We start from the raw sequence: 17,779 nt of genomic DNA on the forward strand, positions 1-17,779 counted from the left end.
TCGCCCTCTTCCCCGGCCCGCAGGCAAGCGGCGGCAACAACTTCGTCGAGCCGGGCTTTGCCGATGCCATCAAGGGGAGCGCCATCAAGCTGGTCACCACCGAGCGCGGCGACAACAGCCGGGAAATCCAGCGCACGCTGGTGCAGCAGACGCTGGCCCGCTATCCCGACCTCGACTATCTGGTGGGAGGCGCCATCGCCGCCGAAGTGGCGGTCAACGAGCTGGCGCAGCACCATCTCGACAGGCCTCAGGTGCTGAGCACCTACTTCAGCCACGGGGTACAGCGAGGCCTCCGCCGGGGGAAGATCCTCGCCGCCAACAGCGATCAGATGCGGCTGCAGGGGCGCCTTGCGGTCGCTCAGGCGGTCTGCCTGCTGCAACACCCTGATGCCAGTGCCGAACAGTGTCCGCGGGTGATGGGGCCACCCATTCTGACGCTGTCTGCACCGCTGGCCGACCCCGCCGATTCCCTCTCGGAGGGCGCTTTTCGCCCCGTCTATCGGGTCGAATAGCCGTTCCAAATCCGATTAGCACACTCAAGGAGAAGAGATGAAAGAGTTACATGCCAGCTGCCTGTGCGGCGCCGTCGCCCTGACCCTGCCGGATCAGTTCGACTATATGGGGAACTGCCACTGCAGCGAATGCCGCAAGTTTTCAGGGGGAGATTATGCCTCGGTCGGCGGACTGGATGGCAACAAGGTCACCATAGTGAAGGGGGAAGAGGCCATCGGCCGCTACCGGAAATCGGCAGAGACCACCCTCGCCTTCTGTCGTCACTGCGGCTCCAGCCTGTTCAGCCAGAAGAGCAGCAGCGGCAAGATCAATCTGCGGTTGGGGATACTGGACGATGTGCCAAGCCAGCGGCCCGCGTTTCACATCTTTGTCGGCTCCAAGGCGCCCTGGCACCAGATTGGCGACGACTGCCCGCAATTTGATACCCGCCCGCCGGTCTGATACCCGGTCAAACAGGCCAGGGCCACCGCAACGGGGTCAGGAGGCTATCTCGCCGGCAAACAGATAGCCTTCACCATGGACGGTGACAAACAGCTGGGGATCCCGTGGATCCGCTTCCATCTTGCCGCGCAGCCGCCGGATCAACACATCTATGGTGCGATCGCTCGGGCCATCGCCGCGATGGCTGATGAGGGTCAGGATCCGCTCCCGACTGAGCACCCGCCCGGCATGGGCGACAAAAGCCACCAGCACTTCATATTCAGCCTTGGTCAGGCGCACCGGCACTCCGTCCTTGCTGAGCTGGCGACGGGGGATGTCAAAACGCCAAGGGCCGAAGCGCACCGCATCGTCAGCCACCGCAGGCTCGCTCGGCGCGGTGGCCGCCAGCGAGATCCGCCACAGCAGATTCTTGACCCGCACCAGCAACTCCCGTAGCTCGAACGGCTTGGTGACATAGTCGTCAGCCCCCATCTCGAGGCCGACAATCCGGTCCACCGCATCGCTGCGGCCGGTGACCAGAATGATCCCCACCGTGCTGCGCGCCCGCAATTCACGGGTCAGCAGCAGACCATCTTCCCCCGGCAGGTTGATATCCAGCATCACTAGATCGACCGTTTGTTCCGCCAGCACGGCGCGCATCTCCTGGCCGTTTTCGACCGCCGTCACCCGATAGCCCTCCCGCTCGAAATAGCCGGTCAGCTTCTCGCGGGTAACCGCATCATCTTCAACAACCAGAATGTGGTAGCTCATGGGCAGGATTCACGATGGTCGACAAGGGAGGATTATTCTATTCACATTTTGTCATAAATACCCCTATTTCATTAATTTGTGGCGGCAGCCCTGTTCACAACGCCTCCCTATCATGGCTCCCATCAAAAAAGTGATGTGAGAGAGCATGATGAAAAAACTGTGGCACTTCCTGCGCACCCCCAGCCGTCGCTGGTCGGTACTGGCGCTGCTTCTGGTGGGCGTCGGCGTCACCCTCGCGGGCACCGTCGGCCTGCACTACGGCTTTGAGAAAACCAGCAGCCTCGAATTCTGTATCTCCTGCCACTCCATGAAAGACACCGTCTATCCGGAGTACAAGGAGTCAATCCACTTCAAGAATGCCTCAGGGGTACAGGCGGTCTGTACCGACTGTCACCAGCCGAAGGACTTTGTCGGCAAGGTGGCCCGAAAGATGGAGGCGGCCAACGACCTCTATCAGGAGTACATAGGCCACAGCATCGACACCCAGGAGAAGTTCGAGGACCGGCGCCTGCATCTGGCCGAGAAGGTGTGGGCACGGATGAGCAGCCAGAACTCCAAGACCTGCAAGTCCTGCCACAGCTACGACAACATGGATCACGCCAAGCAGTCCCCGGCGGCTGCGCTGGCGATGAAAGATGCGGCGGCGAAGAACATGAACTGCATCGAGTGCCACAAAGGCATCGCCCACGAACTGCCCAACATGGCGGGGGGCTTCCGGGCCACTTACGCCACCCTGGTCAACGACGCGCAAGAGGCGCCAGCCGCCGAGACCCTCTACAACCTGGGTGAAAAAGATCTCTATGCCAGCGAACAGAGCAGCGACCCGGTCGGCAAACTGCTGCCCGCCTCCCGCATCGACGTCGTAGACCGCAGCGGCGATCGCCTCAAGGTGACCATCGAAGGGTGGCGCGAGAGCGATGGCAAGGGCCGGGTGCTGAGCGAATACATGGGCAAGCGGGTCTTCGTCGCCACCATCCGTGACGAACTGAAAGCGAGCGAGAAAGTGCTCAAACAGGAGACCGACAACGCCACCCATATCAAGTGGGAACAGGTTCAGGTGCAGGCCTGGGTCGATGGCAAGGGCTTTGAGTCCTCGCTCAAGCCGATCTGGGATTACGCTGGCGAGATGTACAAATCCACCTGCAACTCCTGCCACGGCGCGCCGGATCCCGCTCACTTCACTGCCAACGGCTGGATTTCGGGACTCAAGGCGATGTCTGCCTACTATCGCCTGAGCAAGGAAGAGGAGCGCACCCTGCTCAAATACCTGCAAAACCATGCCGCCGATACCGGTGGTCAGGGCAGCCACTAAGTCCGGATTCGAAAGAGGAATAACAAGATGATCAATATTTCCCGTCGTGGTTTTCTGGGTGGCTTGCTGGCCAGCGGTGCCTCTGCCCTGATCGGCCCCTCCCTGCTCGGTCGTGCCGTGATGGCCGCCGAGTCTGGCGACAAGCTGGTGCAGTCCGGCTCCCACTGGGGCGCCTTCCGTGCCCGGGTGGTCGATGGGCGCTGGGTCGAGACCCTGCCGTTCGAGCATGACAAGCACCCCACCGACATGCTCAAGGCCTTGAGTGAGGTGGTCTACAACCCCTCCCGCATCCGCTACCCCATGGTGCGGCTGGACTGGCTGCGCAAGGGGCACCAGTCCGACACCAGCGAACGCGGCCAAAACCGCTTCGTGCGGGTCACCTGGTCCCAGGCGCTGGACTTCTTCTATCACGAGCTGGAGCGGGTGCAGAAGACCTATGGCCCGAGCGCCCTCTATGCCGGCCACTCCGGCTGGCAGTCGGTGGGCAAGCTGCATTCCGCTGGCGCCATGCTGGGGCGCGCCATGAACCTGCACGGCACCTATCTGGCCAAGGCCGGTGACTACTCCACCGGTGCCGCCCAGGTGATCCTGCCCCACGTGGCGGGCGCCATGGAGGTGTATGAGCAGCAGACCTCCTGGCCGCTGGTGCTGGAACACAGCAAGACCATCGTCATCTGGGGCTCCGATCCCATCAAGAACCTGCAGGTGGGCTGGCTGGTGCCGGATCACAGCGTCTACGACTACTGGGCACAGCTGAAAGAGAAGGTGGCCAAGGGCGAGATCCGGGTGATCAGTGTCGACCCGGTCAAATCCAAGACCCAGAAGTACCTCAATTGCGATCAGGTGACCCTGAATCCGCAAACCGACGTGCCGCTGATGCTGGGCATCGCCCACACCCTCTACAGCGAGAAGCGCCACGACGAGGCGTTCCTGAAGAACTACACCACCGGCTTTGACAAGTTCCTGCCCTACCTGCTGGGCACCAGCGATGGTCAGGTGAAGGATGCCGAGTGGGCCGCGGCCATCTGTGGCGTCCCTGCCGAGACCATCCGCGAGCTGGCCCGCGCCATGAGCAGCGGCCGCACCCAGCTTATCGGCGGCTGGTGTGTACAGCGCATGCACCACGGCGAGCAGTACGCCTGGATGCTGGTGGTACTGGCCTCGATGATTGGCCAGATCGGCCTGCCGGGGGGCGGTTACGGCTTTGGCTGGCACTACAACGGAGCGGGCACCATCACCTCCAGCGGCCCCATTATGTCCGGTTTCAGCTCGGTCATCCCCGGCGTTAAACCACTCCATGACGGCGACTGGAAGGGCTACTCCAAGTACATTCCGGTGGCCCGTTTCGTCGACTGCATCCTCAATCCGGGCAAGCAGATCGCCTTCAACGGCCAGACCATCACCTACCCCCATATGAAGATGGCGGTGTTCTGCGGCAACAACCCGTTCCACCACCAGCAGGATCGCAACAAGATGGTCGCCGCCTGGCGCAAGCTGGAAACCGTGGTCAGCATCGATCACCAGTGGACCGCCAGCTGCCGCTTCGCCGATATCGTGCTGCCCGCCACCACCACTTATGAGCGGGACGACATAGAGCAGTGGGGCTCCCACTCCAACGCGGGCATTCTGGCCATGTACAAGGTGGTAGAGCCGCTGTTCGAGGCGCGGGATGACTACGACATCTTCGCTGATCTCTGCCGTCGCTTCGGTCGCGAGGCCGAGTTCACCGGTGGCAAGAGCAAGCTGGAGTGGATCCAGAGCATCTATGACGATGCCCGCCTGCAGGGTCGCGGCATCGGCATCCGTCTGCCCCGTTTCAGCCAGTTCTGGCACGGCGAAGGCTTCGTCACCTTCCCGGCGGGCCAACCCTGGGTGCGCCACGAGTCGTTCCGTCAGGAGCCGGATCTGGAACCATTGGGTACCCCGTCTGGCCTTATCGAGATCTACTCCAAGACCATCGCCGACTACGGCTATGGGGACTGTCCAGGCCATCCGGTCTGGATCGAGCCCTACGAGCGCTCTCACGGCGGGCCGGGCAGCAAACAGTACCCGCTGCACTTGCAATCCTGCCACCCGGACAAGCGGCTGCACAGCCAGCTCTGCTCCTCCGACAACTACCGAGCCACCTACACGGTGCAGGGTCGCGAGCCTGTCTACATGAATCCGCAGGATGCCAAATCCCGCGGCCTCAAGGACGGCGATCTGGTGCGGGTGTTCAACGGCCGCGGTCAGGTATTGGCTGGTCTGGTGGTGAGCGATGATTACGCCCCCGGCGTGGTGCGCATTCAGGAAGGGGCCTGGTATGGCCCGCAAGAGGGCGGCAAGGTAGGGACTCTCTGTACCTACGGCGATCCCAACGTGCTGACCGCCGACATCGGCTCCTCCAGCCTGGCGCAGGCCACCACGGCCCATACCGCGCTGGTGGAGATCGAGAAGTTCCATGGACAGGCACCGGCAGTCACTGCCTTCGGCGCGCCGGAATCGGCCAAGGGCATCGACCCCATGTTCCCGGCACTCTGACCCGAGGGGACGAAAGCCCCCCCTTGAGTTTCCTTTATTTTTAAAGTCGTTAGAATCGGGAGCCATCAAGGCTCCCGATTGCCATCCACGGAGGAAAAATGCAGGAATTTATGGCTACCAGCGAACGCCGGGCCGAACTCTACTGGTGGTTCTCCACCCTGTTCGCCGCCGAACTCAGTGATGAGCAGATCGCCGAATATGACACCTATGATGTGCGAAGCTTTCTGAAAAGCCTCTCCACCCTGGATCCGATGCGCGAAGCCGTGGCCGAGCTCAACGATGCCATCGCCCGCCTGCTGGTGCGCCCGGATCGCCAGCTGGAACTGGCCGCCGACTTCGCCGGCCTGTTTCTGGTGGATCCCAAACAGGGCGCCCTGCCCTACGAATCGCTCTATCGTGGCGATGCCAAGCTGCTGATGCAGGCCCCGATGGCCGAGATGCAGGCCCGCCTCGATCGCCTCGGCATCAATGTCAGCGACAAATACAAAGAGCCGGCCGACCATCTGGCCATCGAGCTGGATCTGATGGGCAATCTCATCATCCGTGCGGCGGAAGCCAAGAGCGCGGCCGAGCGGGAACGCTGGCTCGACGAGCAGGAAGCACTGCTGCACGGTCATCTGCTGGGCTGGTTTGACAAGTTCGAAAGCGCCTGTCGCGCCGCCGACCGGTTTGGCTTTTACGGCGCCAGTGCCCGTCTGCTGGGGGTCTTCCTCAAGATGGATGCCAACTACCTCTCTCTGGTCAAACCGGCACCGTCTGCCGACTGAGGCCGCGATGAAGACAGCCCTGCTTCTGATTGCATGCTGGCTGCTGGCCCTGATCCCGCTGGATCAGGGCATTACTCCCCTGATTGCGCTGCTGTTCAACCCGGATCGCGAGCTCTACGGCACCGCCCAGCTCACCGGCTTTGCCGGCATCCTGCTCACCCTCTACCTTGCCAATCTCGGCGTCGAGGTGGTGTTGCGCCGCCGCTTCCAGATCGCCGGCATGCTGGCGCTGCTGGCCGCATGGATCGACTTCATCAACAGCAGTGGCAGCGAGTCGCACTTCCTGCTGCTCTACCTACTCGCCCTCCCGTTCCACCTGCTCGGCTGGCTGGTATTTGTGCGCGGTATTCAGGCGTTTGGTCGCCAGAAGGGATAACCACTCGCCCCCCTTTTTTCCATCCTTTTTATCAGGTTTTTCTGCCTATTCTTGCCGTCAAAACAACCAGATAACTCCGCTTGACTCCCGGCCAAACAGTTCGTGCCATACTGACAACTGATGCAAGTGATAAAACAATCAATGCCGAGGTCATCATGGATGGGAAGCTTTTCAACGCCGACACCGAGGCAATGTTGACCCAGCTGTCAGATCACACCGTCCTGGAACAGCTGATGGATAATGCCCCTCTGGGCATCGGCGTCTTTGACTGCGAATTTCGCTACCGTAAAGTCAATCAGGTGCTGGCCGACATCAATGGCAAGAGCATCGAGGAGCATCAGGGCAAGCACCTCAGAGAGGTGGTTCCCAAACTGGCCCCGACCCTGGAGCCCATGTTTCAGCAGATCATGCGCAGCGGCATGCCCTACGTGGATATCGCCATCACGGGCCAAACCGCGGCGTACGACAGCAGCTCACGCCGCTTTCAGGCCACCTACAGCCCGATGCGTGATGAGAAGGGAGAGCTGAACGGCATCCTCGCCATCGTACGGGACATCACCGAGCAATACGAAACCGAACAACGGCTGCAACTGGCAATGCGAGCGGCCCAAATCGGGGTTTGGGAGTGGCACGTGGCGGAGGACAGATTACTGTTCGACGGCCAGATTGAGCCGCTGCTGGGTATCGAAGCCAACCAATTCCACGGCGGGCTGCAAGCGTTCGTCGACTGTTTTGAACCGGAATCCGGCAGCCAGCTCAAGGCCGCCCTGCAAAGTCATGACCCCATCCATCTCACCCTGAGCTACCTCACCGCTCTCAACGAGCGCCACTGGGTCGATATTCATGCCGACCATGTCCCCGCCACCGAGTCGGTCGGCCACCGGGTCATGGGAGTCATTCACAATGCCACCGCCCGCCGCCGTCAGGAGGAGCGACTCCATCAGGCCAACGTGGTATTCGATACCACTGCCGAGGGGATCATCATCCTCGACAGCGAGCACCATATTCTGTCTGTCAACCCGGCCTTCACCATGCTGACCCAATACAATGCCGAGGAGGTGATAGGCCGCACCCCGGATATCATCATGCATCCCAGGCGCTACACCGACCTCGACTATCCCTGGTATCACCTGCGCCCCGGCAACAACGCCTGGCATGGCGAGATGGTTTGTCTGCGCAAGGATGGCAGCTACTTCTCCTCCTGGCAGCAGATCAGTGCTGTCTATGACAACTTCAACAACACCACTCACTATGTGATCGCCCTTTCCGACATCAGCGCCATTCGCAAGGTGGAGGCCGAGCTGAATCACCTTGCCTATCACGACCCCCTGACCGAACTGGGCAATCGCCATCTGTTGCAGGAGCGGCTGGCCCTTGAGCTGAAAACCGCGCAGCTCAATCGCAAACGGTTGGGGCTGCTCTTTATCGATCTGGATGGCTTCAAGCTGATCAACGACAGCCTGGGCCACGGAGTTGGCGATGAGCTGCTCAAGCGGCTGGCAGAGCGGATCCGCGGCTGCCTGCAACACAACGATCTGGCGACCCGCCTCGGGGGAGACGAGTTTCTGGTGCTGATCCCCTATCTGGAGGAGCCTGACGAGCTGGCAACCCTGGCCAATACCCTGCTGACCGTGTTGCGTGAACCGGTTGAGCTGGCCCATGAGCTGGTGGCAATCTCGGCAAGTATCGGTATCGCCATCTATCCCGATCATGCAGACAGCCCGGAAACCCTGGTCAGCGCCGCCGACAGCGCCATGTACGAGGCGAAAAGTCAGGGGCGCAACGGATTCCAGTTCTATACCCCCTGCATGGCGGCTCGAGCCCGCGAGCGGATGCAGATTGAGCAGGGTCTGCTCAAGGCCCTGGAGCTCGAACAGCTCTGCATCTTCTATCAACCCATGACCAATCTGGCCAACGGCCACCTGAGTGGACTGGAGGCCCTGCTGCGCTGGCAGCATCCCAATGAGGGAATGATAGCGCCGACCCGTTTTATTCCGGTGGCAGAGGAGTGCGGCCTGATCGAGAAAATTGGGGAGTGGGTGATGCGCAACGCCTGCGAGCAGGGACAAAACTGGCTGGCCGCCGGACTGCCGGTGCCTCGCTTGTCAGTCAACGTCTCAGTGCGGGAGATGCGCTCCCCCGGCTACGTTGAACGGGTCGCCGCCATCCTGGCCGAGACCGGATTTCCACCAGAACGGCTGGAGATCGAAGTGACGGAGAGCATCATCCAGCGGGTCGAACAGAGTCTGGATCTCTTTACCCGCCTGAAAAATCTCGGCGTGCAGATTGCCATCGATGACTTTGGTACCGGCTTCTCGTCACTGAGTCTGCTCAAGACCCTGCCGATCGATCGCATCAAGATCGACCGGGCGTTTGTGCAGGCATTACCGGAAGACAAGAACAGTCGGGAGCTCTGCCGCACCATCATCAATCTGGCCGACAGTCTGGATATGGAGGTCACCGCCGAAGGGATTGAAACCAAGGCACAACACGCCTTCTTGCAATCACTCAACTGCGGCGAAGGACAGGGCTATCTGTTCAGCAAACCACTGCATGTCGAACATATGGGAGATCGCCTGCATCAACGCTATGTCTCATAGCGGCAAGCAATCATCATCACCAGCCGGGAGGCATCCGCCTCCTGGCTGCCGACCGGATTACCACTCAATCTGCAAGCGGGATTCCCAACCATCATCACGATCATTAAGCATGCGCGTCAGCGGTGATTCGCCAGCATAACGGGGGGCTGGCTCGCTGAAGGTAAGTCTGGTACCAGGCTCTTTGGCCTGCCATGCATGACCAAGCTGATCGGCCACCCGATCCCGCAGCGCGGGTGAGGCCTCCTGATGGGTGATCGCAAACTCTTTCGGAGGTTCGCCAGCGGGCACTGGCGCATCAAACTGCCAGAGGGATGCACAGAGCAACAGAGAAAACATCATGACCTCCAATTAATCGACACGGCCCCCTTTTACTCAACCACCAATTAATTGTCACCCTTTGTCCTGTAACCAACTGTTGCCGCCTATCCAAAAGTCTAATTGCCCCCCGCAACCAAAGGTATAAGTTGTTAAGAAACCATTAAAAGATCTATTCAAAGGAGTGAGTGATGAGCGAGAGCAAGGTCTACCCGGTCAAACCCCACATCAGCAGCAATGCACTGCTGGACAAGGGCGACTACGCCGCCATGTATCAGGCCTCCGTCGAGGATCCCGATACCTTCTGGGGAGAGCAGGGAAAAATTCTCGACTGGATGAAACCCTATACCAAGGTCAAGAACACCTCCTACGATCCGGGCCATGTCTCCATCAAATGGTTTGAAGATGGCCAGCTCAACGTCTCGGCCAACTGTCTCGATCGCCATCTCGCCGAACGGGGTGACAAGGTCGCCATCATCTGGGAAGGGGACAACCCCGCCGAAGATCGCAAACTCACCTACCGCGAGTTGCACAGCGAAGTGTGCAAGTTTGCCAACGTCTTGAAAGCACAAGGGGTTCACCGCGGCGACGTGGTCTGCCTCTACATGCCCATGGTGCCCGAAGCCGCCATCGCCATGTTGGCCTGTACCCGCATCGGCGCGGTACACAGCATCGTCTTCGGCGGCTTCTCGCCGGAAGCGCTGGCTGGTCGCATCATCGACTCGGGCTCGCGCATCGTGATCACCGCCGACGAGGGGCTGCGTGGTGGCCGTCCGGTGCCGCTCAAGAAGAATGTGGATGAAGCGCTCACCAACCCGGAAACCCAGGTCAACAAGGTGATCGTGCTCAAGCGCACCGGCGGCAATGTCGCCTGGCACAACCACCGCGACATCTGGTGGCATGAAGCGACCGCCGCCATCAGCAGCGACTGCCCGCCCGAGGCGATGAACGCCGAAGATCCGCTCTTTATCCTCTATACCTCCGGCTCCACCGGCAAACCCAAGGGGGTGCTGCACACCACTGGCGGCTATCTGGTCTATGCCACCCTCACCTTCAAATATGTGTTCGACTACCACGAAGAGGATATCTACTGGTGTACCGCCGATGTGGGCTGGGTTACCGGTCACTCCTATCTGGTCTACGGCCCGCTTGCCAACGGCGCCACCACCATCATGTTCGAAGGGGTGCCCAACTACCCGGCGACCAACCGCATGAGTCAGGTGGTGGACAAGCACCAGGTCACCATCCTCTATACCGCCCCAACCGCCATCCGCGCCCTGATGGCCAAAGGCAACGATGCGGTCACCGGCACCTCGCGCCAGAGCCTGCGCATCATGGGCTCGGTGGGTGAACCCATCAACCCTGAAGCCTGGGAGTGGTACTACCGCACCATTGGCGATGAGCGCTGCCCCATTGTCGATACCTGGTGGCAGACCGAGACCGGCGGCATCCTGATTACGCCGCTGCCCGGCGTCACCGACCTGAAACCGGGCTCGGCGACTCGTCCCTTCTTCGGGGTGCAACCGGCGCTGGTGGACAACATGGGCGAGCCGCTGGAGGGCGCCACCGAGGGCAATCTGGTGATCACCGACTCCTGGCCGGGCCAGATGCGCACCGTATTCGGCGATCATGAGCGCTTTGAGCAGACCTACTTCTCCACCTTCCCGGGCCGCTACTTCACCGGCGACGGTGCCCGTCGCGACGAGGATGGCTACTACTGGATCACCGGACGGGTGGATGATGTACTGAACGTCTCCGGCCACCGCATGGGTACCGCCGAAATTGAATCGGCGCTGGTGGCCCATCCCAAGATCGCTGAAGCGGCGGTGGTGGGGGTGCCCCACGAGATCAAGGGGCAGGGTATCTATGCCTATGTCACCCTGATCGCCGGGGAAGAGCCGAGCCGTGAGCTGCACAAAGAGGTGAAGGAGTGGGTGCGCAAGGAGATCGGTGCCATCGCCACGCCGGATGTCATTCACTGGGCGGAGGGGTTGCCGAAGACCCGTTCCGGCAAGATCATGCGCCGCATCTTGCGCAAGATCGCCACCGGCGAGACCGACAGTTTGGGGGATATCTCCACCCTGGCGGATCCGGGGGTGGTAGACAAACTCATTCGCGAGAAGTCGGAAGCTGCCTGATCCCGCTTCGTTTGTAGCTCGACAAAGCCGGCCTTGTGCCGGCTTTGTTGTTTTCGGGACGGTGCAAACAGCCTGCGTCACCGGAACCTCGCACCAAGGGCGAAATAGCTCAACAAATAGGCAGATGTAGAGATTAGACCAGTAAAATGCTGCTAATTTTCACGAAATCAATATAATTGCGAAATCTGTGTGCCAGGGCACACCGATTTGCGCAGAAAATGGCTAGATTTCTGGTAGTCCACAAGATAGCTGATAGATAGCAGCATTATCATCGAGGATGTACTCAATATGTCGCAAAATCACCGCATTCTCCTGCTCAACGGACCAAACCTGAATCTGCTGGGCAAACGGGAACCGGGTATCTACGGCAGCAAGACGCTTGATGAGATCGTCGCCGATCTGAAGCTTAACGCCAGCGAACTCGGTGTCACTCTGGAACATCTGCAATCCAATGCCGAACATGAGTTGGTCGGCCGCATCCATCAGGCCATGGGCCAGGTGGATTTTATCATCATCAATCCGGCCGCCTTCACCCACACCAGCGTCGCCATTCGCGATGCGCTGCTGGGCGTTGCCATCCCTTTTATCGAGGTTCACCTGTCAAATGTCCATGCCAGGGAGCCGTTTCGTCATCACTCCTATCTGTCTGATGTCGCTAAAGGGGTCATTTGTGGTCTGGGGGCCGATGGCTACCAATTCGCTTTAACCGCGGCCGTGCACCATCTGCGCGCGGCTTGATAATCACTGATCAGATAAAGAAGAAAGAGAATGCTAATGGATATCCGCAAAATCAAGAAGCTGATTGAACTGGTTGAAGAGTCCGGCATCGCCGAACTGGAGATCTCCGAAGGTGAAGAGTCCGTTCGCATCAGCCGCAACTTCTCCGGTCAGGTGACCACCGCCATGCCGCAGATGATGATGCAGCAAGCCGCTCCGGTTGCCGCACCTGCCGCTGCCGCGCCGGTTGCCGCCGCACCGGCCGCAGATGCGGCCCCGAGCGGTCACCTGATGCGCTCCCCGATGGTTGGCTCCTTCTACCGCTCCTCCAGCCCGGATGCCAAGCCGTTCGCGGAAGTGGGTCAGCAAGTCAATGTCGGCGACACCCTGTGCATCGTCGAAGCCATGAAAATGATGAACCAAATCGAGTCTGACAAGGCCGGTGTGATCAAAGCGATCCTGGTTGAAAATGGTCAGGCCGTCGAATTTGACGAGCCGCTGTTCATCATCGAATAAGGGAAATCGCCACCCATGTTGGACAAAGTAGTCATCGCCAACCGCGGTGAAATTGCCCTGCGGATCCTGCGCGCCTGTAAAGAGCTCGGGATCAAGACAGTGGCCGTTCACTCCACCGCCGACCGGGAGCTCAAACATGTGCTGCTGGCCGACGAATCCATCTGTATCGGCAGACCGGCCAGTACTGAATCCTACCTCAACGTCCCGGCCATCATCGCCGCCGCCGAGGTAACCGGTGCCGTGGCCATCCACCCGGGTTACGGCTTCCTCTCCGAGAACGCCGATTTCGCCGAAGTGGTCGAAAAATCCGGCTTCATCTTCATCGGCCCGCGCGCCGAGACCATTCGCCTGATGGGTGACAAGGTCTCCGCCATCGAAGCGATGAAGAAAGCGGGCGTACCGTGTGTACCGGGCTCTGACGGCCCCGTCGATAACGACGCCAAGCACAACGCTGCCATTGCCAAGCGCATCGGCTATCCGGTGATCATCAAGGCCGCCGGTGGCGGTGGTGGTCGCGGTATGCGCGTGGTGCGCAATGAAGCGGAACTGGCAGGCGCCATCGCCCTGACCAAATCCGAAGCAGGCCAGTTCTTCAAGAACGACATGGTCTACATGGAGAAATACCTGGAGAACCCGCGCCACATCGAAATTCAGGTGTTGGCAGACGGCCAGGGCAACGCCCTCTATCTGGGCGAGCGTGACTGCTCCATGCAGCGTCGCCACCAGAAAGTGGTGGAAGAGGCGCCGGCACCCGGCATCACCGCTGAAATGCGCAAGTTCATCGGTGAGCGCTGTGTGCGCGCCTGTATCGAGATCGGCTACCGCGGTGCGGGTACTTTCGAGTTCCTGTACGAGAACGGCGAGTTCTATTTCATCGAAATGAACACCCGTATTCAGGTTGAGCATCCGGTCACCGAGATGGTCACAGGTATCGATCTCATCAAGGAGCAGCTGCGCATCGCCGCCGGCCAGCCCCTGTCGATCACCCAGCAGGATATCCGCATCCGTGGCCATGCCATCGAGTGCCGGATCAACGCCGAAGATCCGGCCACCTTCATGCCCTCTCCGGGTCTGGTGCAGCGCTTCCACGCGCCGGGTGGTCTGGGCGTGCGTTGGGACTCCCACATTTATGCCGGTTACAAGGTACCGCCCCACTACGATTCGATGATTGGCAAGCTGATCTGCTACGGCGAGAATCGTGACATTGCCATCGCCCGCATGCGCCATGCGCTGGACGAGCTGGTGGTGGAAGGGATCAAGACCAACGTACCGTTGCAAAAAGAGATCATGAAAGACGAAAACTTCCAGCACGGTGGCACCAATATCCACTATCTGCACAAGAAGTTGGGTCTGTAAGGATCGCTGATAGAGACCCGATGACATTGCACGGTGGCAGTACCAACGCCCACTATCTGCACAAGAAGTTGGGTCTGTAGGATCACTGATAGAGACCGGACTTCCGGTGGAAGTCTGCTCCGCAAGGAGCCTCTGCTGAAAAAGGGCCATGGCGACATGGCCCTTTTTTGTTATCCTTGCGCCCCTCAAATTTGTCGGAGGCCAAGGTGAACCGTTTTGCTCTCGCCCGCCGGGAAGCAGCTTTCTGCCTGCTGCTGACCCTGTTCTACTTCTTTGCCTGGTATGGCACCGCCTATTTTATCCCGCCCCAGCTGGAGTTGTGGGGGCTGCCACTGTGGTTCCTGCTCAGCTGCATGGTGATGCCGCTGCTGTTCATTCTGCTCTGCGCCCTGATGGTGAACCGGCTGTTTGTGGAGATCCCCCTCGATACCCACTCCCCTTCCGGCAAGGAGTCATCCCATGAATCTTGAGCTGATGCTGCCGCTCGTCATCTATCTGGTGCTGGTGCTGGGGGTGGGTTTCTGGGCCAGCCGCCATCGCGCCGAAGGCAACTTCGTGCAGGAGTACTTCATCGGCAACCGCAGCATGGGCGGGCTGGTGCTGGCGATGACGCTAGTGGCTACCTACACCTCGGCCTCCTCCTTTATCGGCGGGCCGGGCGCGGCCTACAAGATCGGTCTGGGCTGGGTGTTGCTGGCGATGATCCAGCTGCCCACCGTCTGGCTGACCCTGGGGGTACTGGGCAAGAAGTTCGCCATCATCGCCCGCCGGGTCAATGCGGTGACCATCAACGACATGCTGTGGGCCCGCTACCAGAGCAAGGCGGTGGTGATCCTCGGCTCCATTACTATCATCCTCGCCTTTATCGCGACCATGGTGGTGCAGTTTATCGGCGGCGCCCGCCTGCTGGAGACCGCGACCGGCCTCTCCTACCAGCAGGGGTTGATGCTGTTTGCCAGCTGTGTGCTGCTCTACACCATCATCGGCGGCTTCCGCGCCGTGGTGATGACTGATGCCCTGCAGGGGATCATCATGCTGATCGGCACCGGCGCCTTGCTGGCGGGGATTTTGATTGCCGGTAACGGCCTGCCGAACCTTATCCACCAGCTCAGGGAGATCGACCCCAAGCTGGTGAGCCCGCAGGGGGCCGGCGACATGCTGACCCAGCCCTTCATGCTGAGCTTCTGGATCCTGGTCTGCATCGGGGTCGTGGGGCTGCCCCACTCGGCCCTGCGCTGCTTTGGCTATCGCGACAGCAAGGCGCTTCATCGCGGCATCCTGATCGGCACAGTGGTGAGCGCCCTCTTGATGTTCGGCATGCACCTGGCCGGGGCCCTCGGCCGCGCTATCCTGCCCGGCATGGATAGTCCGGACAAGATCATGCCCTCTCTCATGATGGAGGTGCTGCCCCCCTGGCTGGCCGGGGTCTTCCTGGCGGCGCCCATGGCGGCCATCATGTCGACCATCGACTCCCAGCTGATCCAGGCTTCGGCCACCCTGGTGAAAGATCTCTACCTCAACTATCTCAATCCGAAGCAGGAGAAGCTGGAGGTGCGCATTCCCCGCCTCTCCCTGCTCTGCACCCTGATCCTCGGCACTCTGGTACTGCTGGCGGCGCTCCAGCCCCCGGAGATGATCATCTGGCTCAACCTGCTCGCCTTCGGCGGCCTGCAGGCGGTATTCCTCTGGCCCCTGGTGCTCGGCCTCTACTGGCCGCGGGCCAACGGTCGCGGCGCCCTGGCCAGCATGCTCTGCGGCATTCTGTGCTACGGCATCCTGAGCCAGTGGGGGATCAAGCTGGCTGGCCTGCACGCCATCGTGCCCAGCCTGACTCTCGGTTTGTTCGCCTTCGTGGTCGTGAGCCTGCTCAGTGCTCCTCCCTCACGGGAAGTGCGGGAGTTGTTCGAGTAAAAATTGAGTAAAAAATGAATTAGGGGTTCCGAAACTATCCCCAAATGGGTGTTTTACGGGTAAACTGTGCGCCGAGTCACAAAATAATGGCGTCGTATGCCCGTAAAAGACACCCGACAAGTCGTTACCCAAGCCCTGCAGCGGCTTGGCTATGCCCTGCTGCTGCCCGTCTCCATCTTGCCGGTGGCGGCCCTGGTCTATCGACTCGGGCAACCCGATGCGCTGGACATGGCCGTGCTCTCCCTCACCGGTCAGGCGATCTTCAGCCAGATGCCACTCATCTACGCAGTGGCCATCGCCTTTGGCCTGAGCCGGCAGGGGGAAGGCACCCAGGCACTGGCCGGGGCGGTCAACTTCCTGCTGCTCAGCACCGCCTTCAACACCCTGGCCCCGAATCTTCATGCAGACATGATCTGCGGCCTGCTGGCGGGGCTGACCACCGCCATCATCTATCCCTGGGTCCGTCAGCAACAAACACGGCCTGGCTGGCTTCGCTTCGCCCGGGGTGAATTCCCCAGCCTGCTCTGCTCGGCGCTGACCTGCCTGCTTATCGCCCTGCCACTGTCACTCTTGTGGCCACCGCTGGAACGTGGCCTCACCCTGCTCACCTCCGAGCTGCTCACCACGCCACTCGGGGCCTTCTGTTACGGCACCCTCAACCGGCTGCTGATCCCGCTCGGCCTGCATCAGGTGCTGGGCAGCGTCATCGGCCTTGGCGAGAGCAACCTGCAAGCACTGGCCAGTGCCCAGCCGTTGCACGAAGGGTATGTGGCGGGGCTCTATCCCATCATCATGTTCGGTCTGCCGGGTGCCTGTTTCGCCATCTGGCTCCATCGCCAGCGGATGCGGCGGCTGCCGCAGGGTGGCCTGCTGCTCACCCTGGCGCTCACCTCGGCGCTGGTGGGGATCACCGAGCCCATCGAGTTTCTGTTTGCCTTCACCGCCCCCTGGCTGTTTCTGGCCCACGCCCTGATGACCGGGCTGTCGCTGGCGGTATGCAGCAGCCTCGGCATCAAGGTGGGTAGTTACTTCTCCGCCGGCCTGCTGGATCTGGTGCTGAGCTATCAGACGGGCGAACACAGCTTCTGGCTGATCCCGGTCGGCATCCTGTTCTTCGTCGCCTATACCCTGCTGTTTTACCAGTTGCTGGAACGCTCCCCCCTCAGCATGCCGAGCAAACCCATCGCCAGGGAACACTCACGGCTGGCGAGCGTGGCCCCCTCCGATCCCCAGATGTTGGCGATCCAGTACCTCAAGGTGCTGGGAGGCATGGACAACCTGCAGGCCATGAGCGTCTGCCTGACCCGCCTCAGCCTGCGGGTGCGCGACATCGAGTTGGTGGATCAGTCCCGCTTTCTCGAGCTCGGTTGCCTCTCCTGGATCCAGCTCAACGATCATCAACTGGTGCTGGTGCTGGGCCCCAGCGCCAACCTGATAGAGGGGCAGATCCGCATGATGGCCGAACGCCAGTCCGTGCCCATCGGCCTCAAGCCCAATCAGGAGTCGGCCAGCCAGAGCGGCTGGTAGCCTCAGGCAAACGGCAGGCG

The 17,779-nt window shown here is 60.7% G+C and carries 15 protein-coding genes and 1 pseudogene; 14 read left to right on the forward strand and 2 right to left on the reverse strand.

Annotated features, from left to right (window positions below; all coding sequences use genetic code 11):
• Positions 1 to 512 (forward strand): annotated as a pseudogene (locus L972_RS10830) (TMAO reductase system periplasmic protein TorT); the annotation flags it as partial.
• Between the two features lie 37 nt (positions 513 to 549).
• The gene (locus tag L972_RS10835) at positions 550 to 954 is read left to right on the forward strand and encodes a GFA family protein (RefSeq protein WP_047438145.1); all 405 of its coding nucleotides are present in this window, start codon (positions 550 to 552) and stop codon (positions 952 to 954) included.
• 36 nt (positions 955 to 990) lie between these two features.
• Here L972_RS10835 and torR read toward each other — a convergent pair whose 3' ends face one another.
• Positions 991 to 1,704, reverse strand: coding sequence for a two-component system response regulator TorR (torR, locus tag L972_RS10840; RefSeq protein ID WP_047438147.1), 714 nt, complete (start codon positions 1,702 to 1,704; stop codon positions 991 to 993).
• A 145-nt stretch (positions 1,705 to 1,849) separates the two neighbouring features.
• Between torR and torC the strand changes: the two genes are divergently transcribed.
• From torC to L972_RS10865, 5 genes are all read left to right on the forward strand, one after another.
• Positions 1,850 to 3,016, forward strand: a complete 1,167-nt coding sequence (gene torC / locus L972_RS10845; protein ID WP_081990720.1) for a pentaheme c-type cytochrome TorC — start codon at positions 1,850 to 1,852, stop codon at positions 3,014 to 3,016.
• A 27-nt stretch (positions 3,017 to 3,043) separates the two neighbouring features.
• Positions 3,044 to 5,536 (forward strand): trimethylamine-N-oxide reductase TorA, encoded by a 2,493-nt coding sequence (gene torA / locus L972_RS10850; protein WP_047438151.1) that lies wholly within the window; start codon positions 3,044 to 3,046, stop codon positions 5,534 to 5,536.
• A gap of 98 nt (positions 5,537 to 5,634) precedes the next feature.
• Complete coding sequence (torD, locus tag L972_RS10855; protein ID WP_005358423.1) at positions 5,635 to 6,303, forward strand: molecular chaperone TorD; 669 nt, start codon at positions 5,635 to 5,637, stop codon at positions 6,301 to 6,303.
• A 7-nt stretch (positions 6,304 to 6,310) separates the two neighbouring features.
• The gene (locus L972_RS10860; protein ID WP_042080620.1) at positions 6,311 to 6,679 is read left to right on the forward strand and encodes a hypothetical protein; all 369 of its coding nucleotides are present in this window, start codon (positions 6,311 to 6,313) and stop codon (positions 6,677 to 6,679) included.
• A 155-nt stretch (positions 6,680 to 6,834) separates the two neighbouring features.
• Positions 6,835 to 9,279, forward strand: coding sequence for a sensor domain-containing protein (locus tag L972_RS10865; RefSeq protein ID WP_047438153.1), 2,445 nt, complete (start codon positions 6,835 to 6,837; stop codon positions 9,277 to 9,279).
• 57 nt (positions 9,280 to 9,336) lie between these two features.
• Here the strand turns inward: L972_RS10865 and L972_RS10870 are convergent, their stop codons facing one another.
• Positions 9,337 to 9,618 carry a hypothetical protein gene (locus L972_RS10870; protein WP_225315392.1) on the reverse strand — a complete coding sequence of 94 codons (282 nt, stop codon included), beginning with the start codon at positions 9,616 to 9,618 and terminating at the stop codon, positions 9,337 to 9,339.
• 167 nt (positions 9,619 to 9,785) lie between these two features.
• Between L972_RS10870 and acs the strand changes: the two genes are divergently transcribed.
• The 7 genes from acs to L972_RS10905 all read left to right on the forward strand — a co-directional run bounded on the left by acs (position 9,786) and on the right by L972_RS10905 (position 17,759).
• Entirely contained in the window at positions 9,786 to 11,732 is a 1,947-nt protein-coding gene (gene acs, locus L972_RS10875; protein WP_047438155.1) for an acetate--CoA ligase, read from the forward strand.
• Between the two features lie 288 nt (positions 11,733 to 12,020).
• Complete coding sequence (gene aroQ / locus L972_RS10880; protein ID WP_005338907.1) at positions 12,021 to 12,470, forward strand: type II 3-dehydroquinate dehydratase; 450 nt, start codon at positions 12,021 to 12,023, stop codon at positions 12,468 to 12,470.
• A 36-nt stretch (positions 12,471 to 12,506) separates the two neighbouring features.
• Entirely contained in the window at positions 12,507 to 12,965 is a 459-nt protein-coding gene (accB, locus tag L972_RS10885; RefSeq protein WP_005338908.1) for an acetyl-CoA carboxylase biotin carboxyl carrier protein, read from the forward strand.
• A 15-nt stretch (positions 12,966 to 12,980) separates the two neighbouring features.
• Positions 12,981 to 14,321, forward strand: coding sequence for an acetyl-CoA carboxylase biotin carboxylase subunit (gene accC / locus L972_RS10890; RefSeq protein WP_005338910.1), 1,341 nt, complete (start codon positions 12,981 to 12,983; stop codon positions 14,319 to 14,321).
• 206 nt (positions 14,322 to 14,527) lie between these two features.
• Positions 14,528 to 14,791, forward strand: coding sequence for a YhdT family protein (locus tag L972_RS10895; protein ID WP_047438157.1), 264 nt, complete (start codon positions 14,528 to 14,530; stop codon positions 14,789 to 14,791).
• Positions 14,781 to 16,232 carry a sodium/pantothenate symporter gene (panF, locus tag L972_RS10900; RefSeq protein WP_047438159.1) on the forward strand — a complete coding sequence of 484 codons (1,452 nt, stop codon included), beginning with the start codon at positions 14,781 to 14,783 and terminating at the stop codon, positions 16,230 to 16,232. Before L972_RS10895 ends, panF begins: the two co-directional genes overlap by 11 nt.
• Before the next feature lie 96 nt (positions 16,233 to 16,328).
• Positions 16,329 to 17,759, forward strand: a complete 1,431-nt coding sequence (locus tag L972_RS10905) for a PTS transporter subunit EIIC (protein ID WP_047438160.1) — start codon at positions 16,329 to 16,331, stop codon at positions 17,757 to 17,759.
• The last annotated feature ends 20 nt before the right edge of the window (positions 17,760 to 17,779 follow it).

Source organism: Aeromonas sp. ZOR0001, from assembly GCF_000801015.1.
GTDB classification, from domain to species: Bacteria; Pseudomonadota; Gammaproteobacteria; order Enterobacterales; family Aeromonadaceae; genus Aeromonas; species Aeromonas veronii.

What these genes read in the sequence shown, in the direction of transcription:
- L972_RS10835 (WP_047438145.1), top strand. Translation starts at nt 550, where the DNA reads ATGAAAGAGTTACATGCCAGCTGCCTGTGCGGCGCCGTCGCCCTGACC.
- torR (WP_047438147.1), bottom strand. Translation starts at nt 1,704, where the DNA reads ATGAGCTACCACATTCTGGTTGTTGAAGATGATGCGGTTACCCGCGAG.
- torC (WP_081990720.1), top strand. Translation starts at nt 1,850, where the DNA reads ATGATGAAAAAACTGTGGCACTTCCTGCGCACCCCCAGCCGTCGCTGG.
- torA (WP_047438151.1), top strand. Translation starts at nt 3,044, where the DNA reads ATGATCAATATTTCCCGTCGTGGTTTTCTGGGTGGCTTGCTGGCCAGC.
- torD (WP_005358423.1), top strand. Translation starts at nt 5,635, where the DNA reads ATGCAGGAATTTATGGCTACCAGCGAACGCCGGGCCGAACTCTACTGG.
- L972_RS10860 (WP_042080620.1), top strand. Translation starts at nt 6,311, where the DNA reads ATGAAGACAGCCCTGCTTCTGATTGCATGCTGGCTGCTGGCCCTGATC.
- L972_RS10865 (WP_047438153.1), top strand. Translation starts at nt 6,835, where the DNA reads ATGGATGGGAAGCTTTTCAACGCCGACACCGAGGCAATGTTGACCCAG.
- L972_RS10870 (WP_225315392.1), bottom strand. Translation starts at nt 9,618, where the DNA reads ATGATGTTTTCTCTGTTGCTCTGTGCATCCCTCTGGCAGTTTGATGCG.
- acs (WP_047438155.1), top strand. Translation starts at nt 9,786, where the DNA reads ATGAGCGAGAGCAAGGTCTACCCGGTCAAACCCCACATCAGCAGCAAT.
- aroQ (WP_005338907.1), top strand. Translation starts at nt 12,021, where the DNA reads ATGTCGCAAAATCACCGCATTCTCCTGCTCAACGGACCAAACCTGAAT.
- accB (WP_005338908.1), top strand. Translation starts at nt 12,507, where the DNA reads ATGGATATCCGCAAAATCAAGAAGCTGATTGAACTGGTTGAAGAGTCC.
- accC (WP_005338910.1), top strand. Translation starts at nt 12,981, where the DNA reads ATGTTGGACAAAGTAGTCATCGCCAACCGCGGTGAAATTGCCCTGCGG.
- panF (WP_047438159.1), top strand. Translation starts at nt 14,781, where the DNA reads ATGAATCTTGAGCTGATGCTGCCGCTCGTCATCTATCTGGTGCTGGTG.
- L972_RS10905 (WP_047438160.1), top strand. Translation starts at nt 16,329, where the DNA reads ATGCCCGTAAAAGACACCCGACAAGTCGTTACCCAAGCCCTGCAGCGG.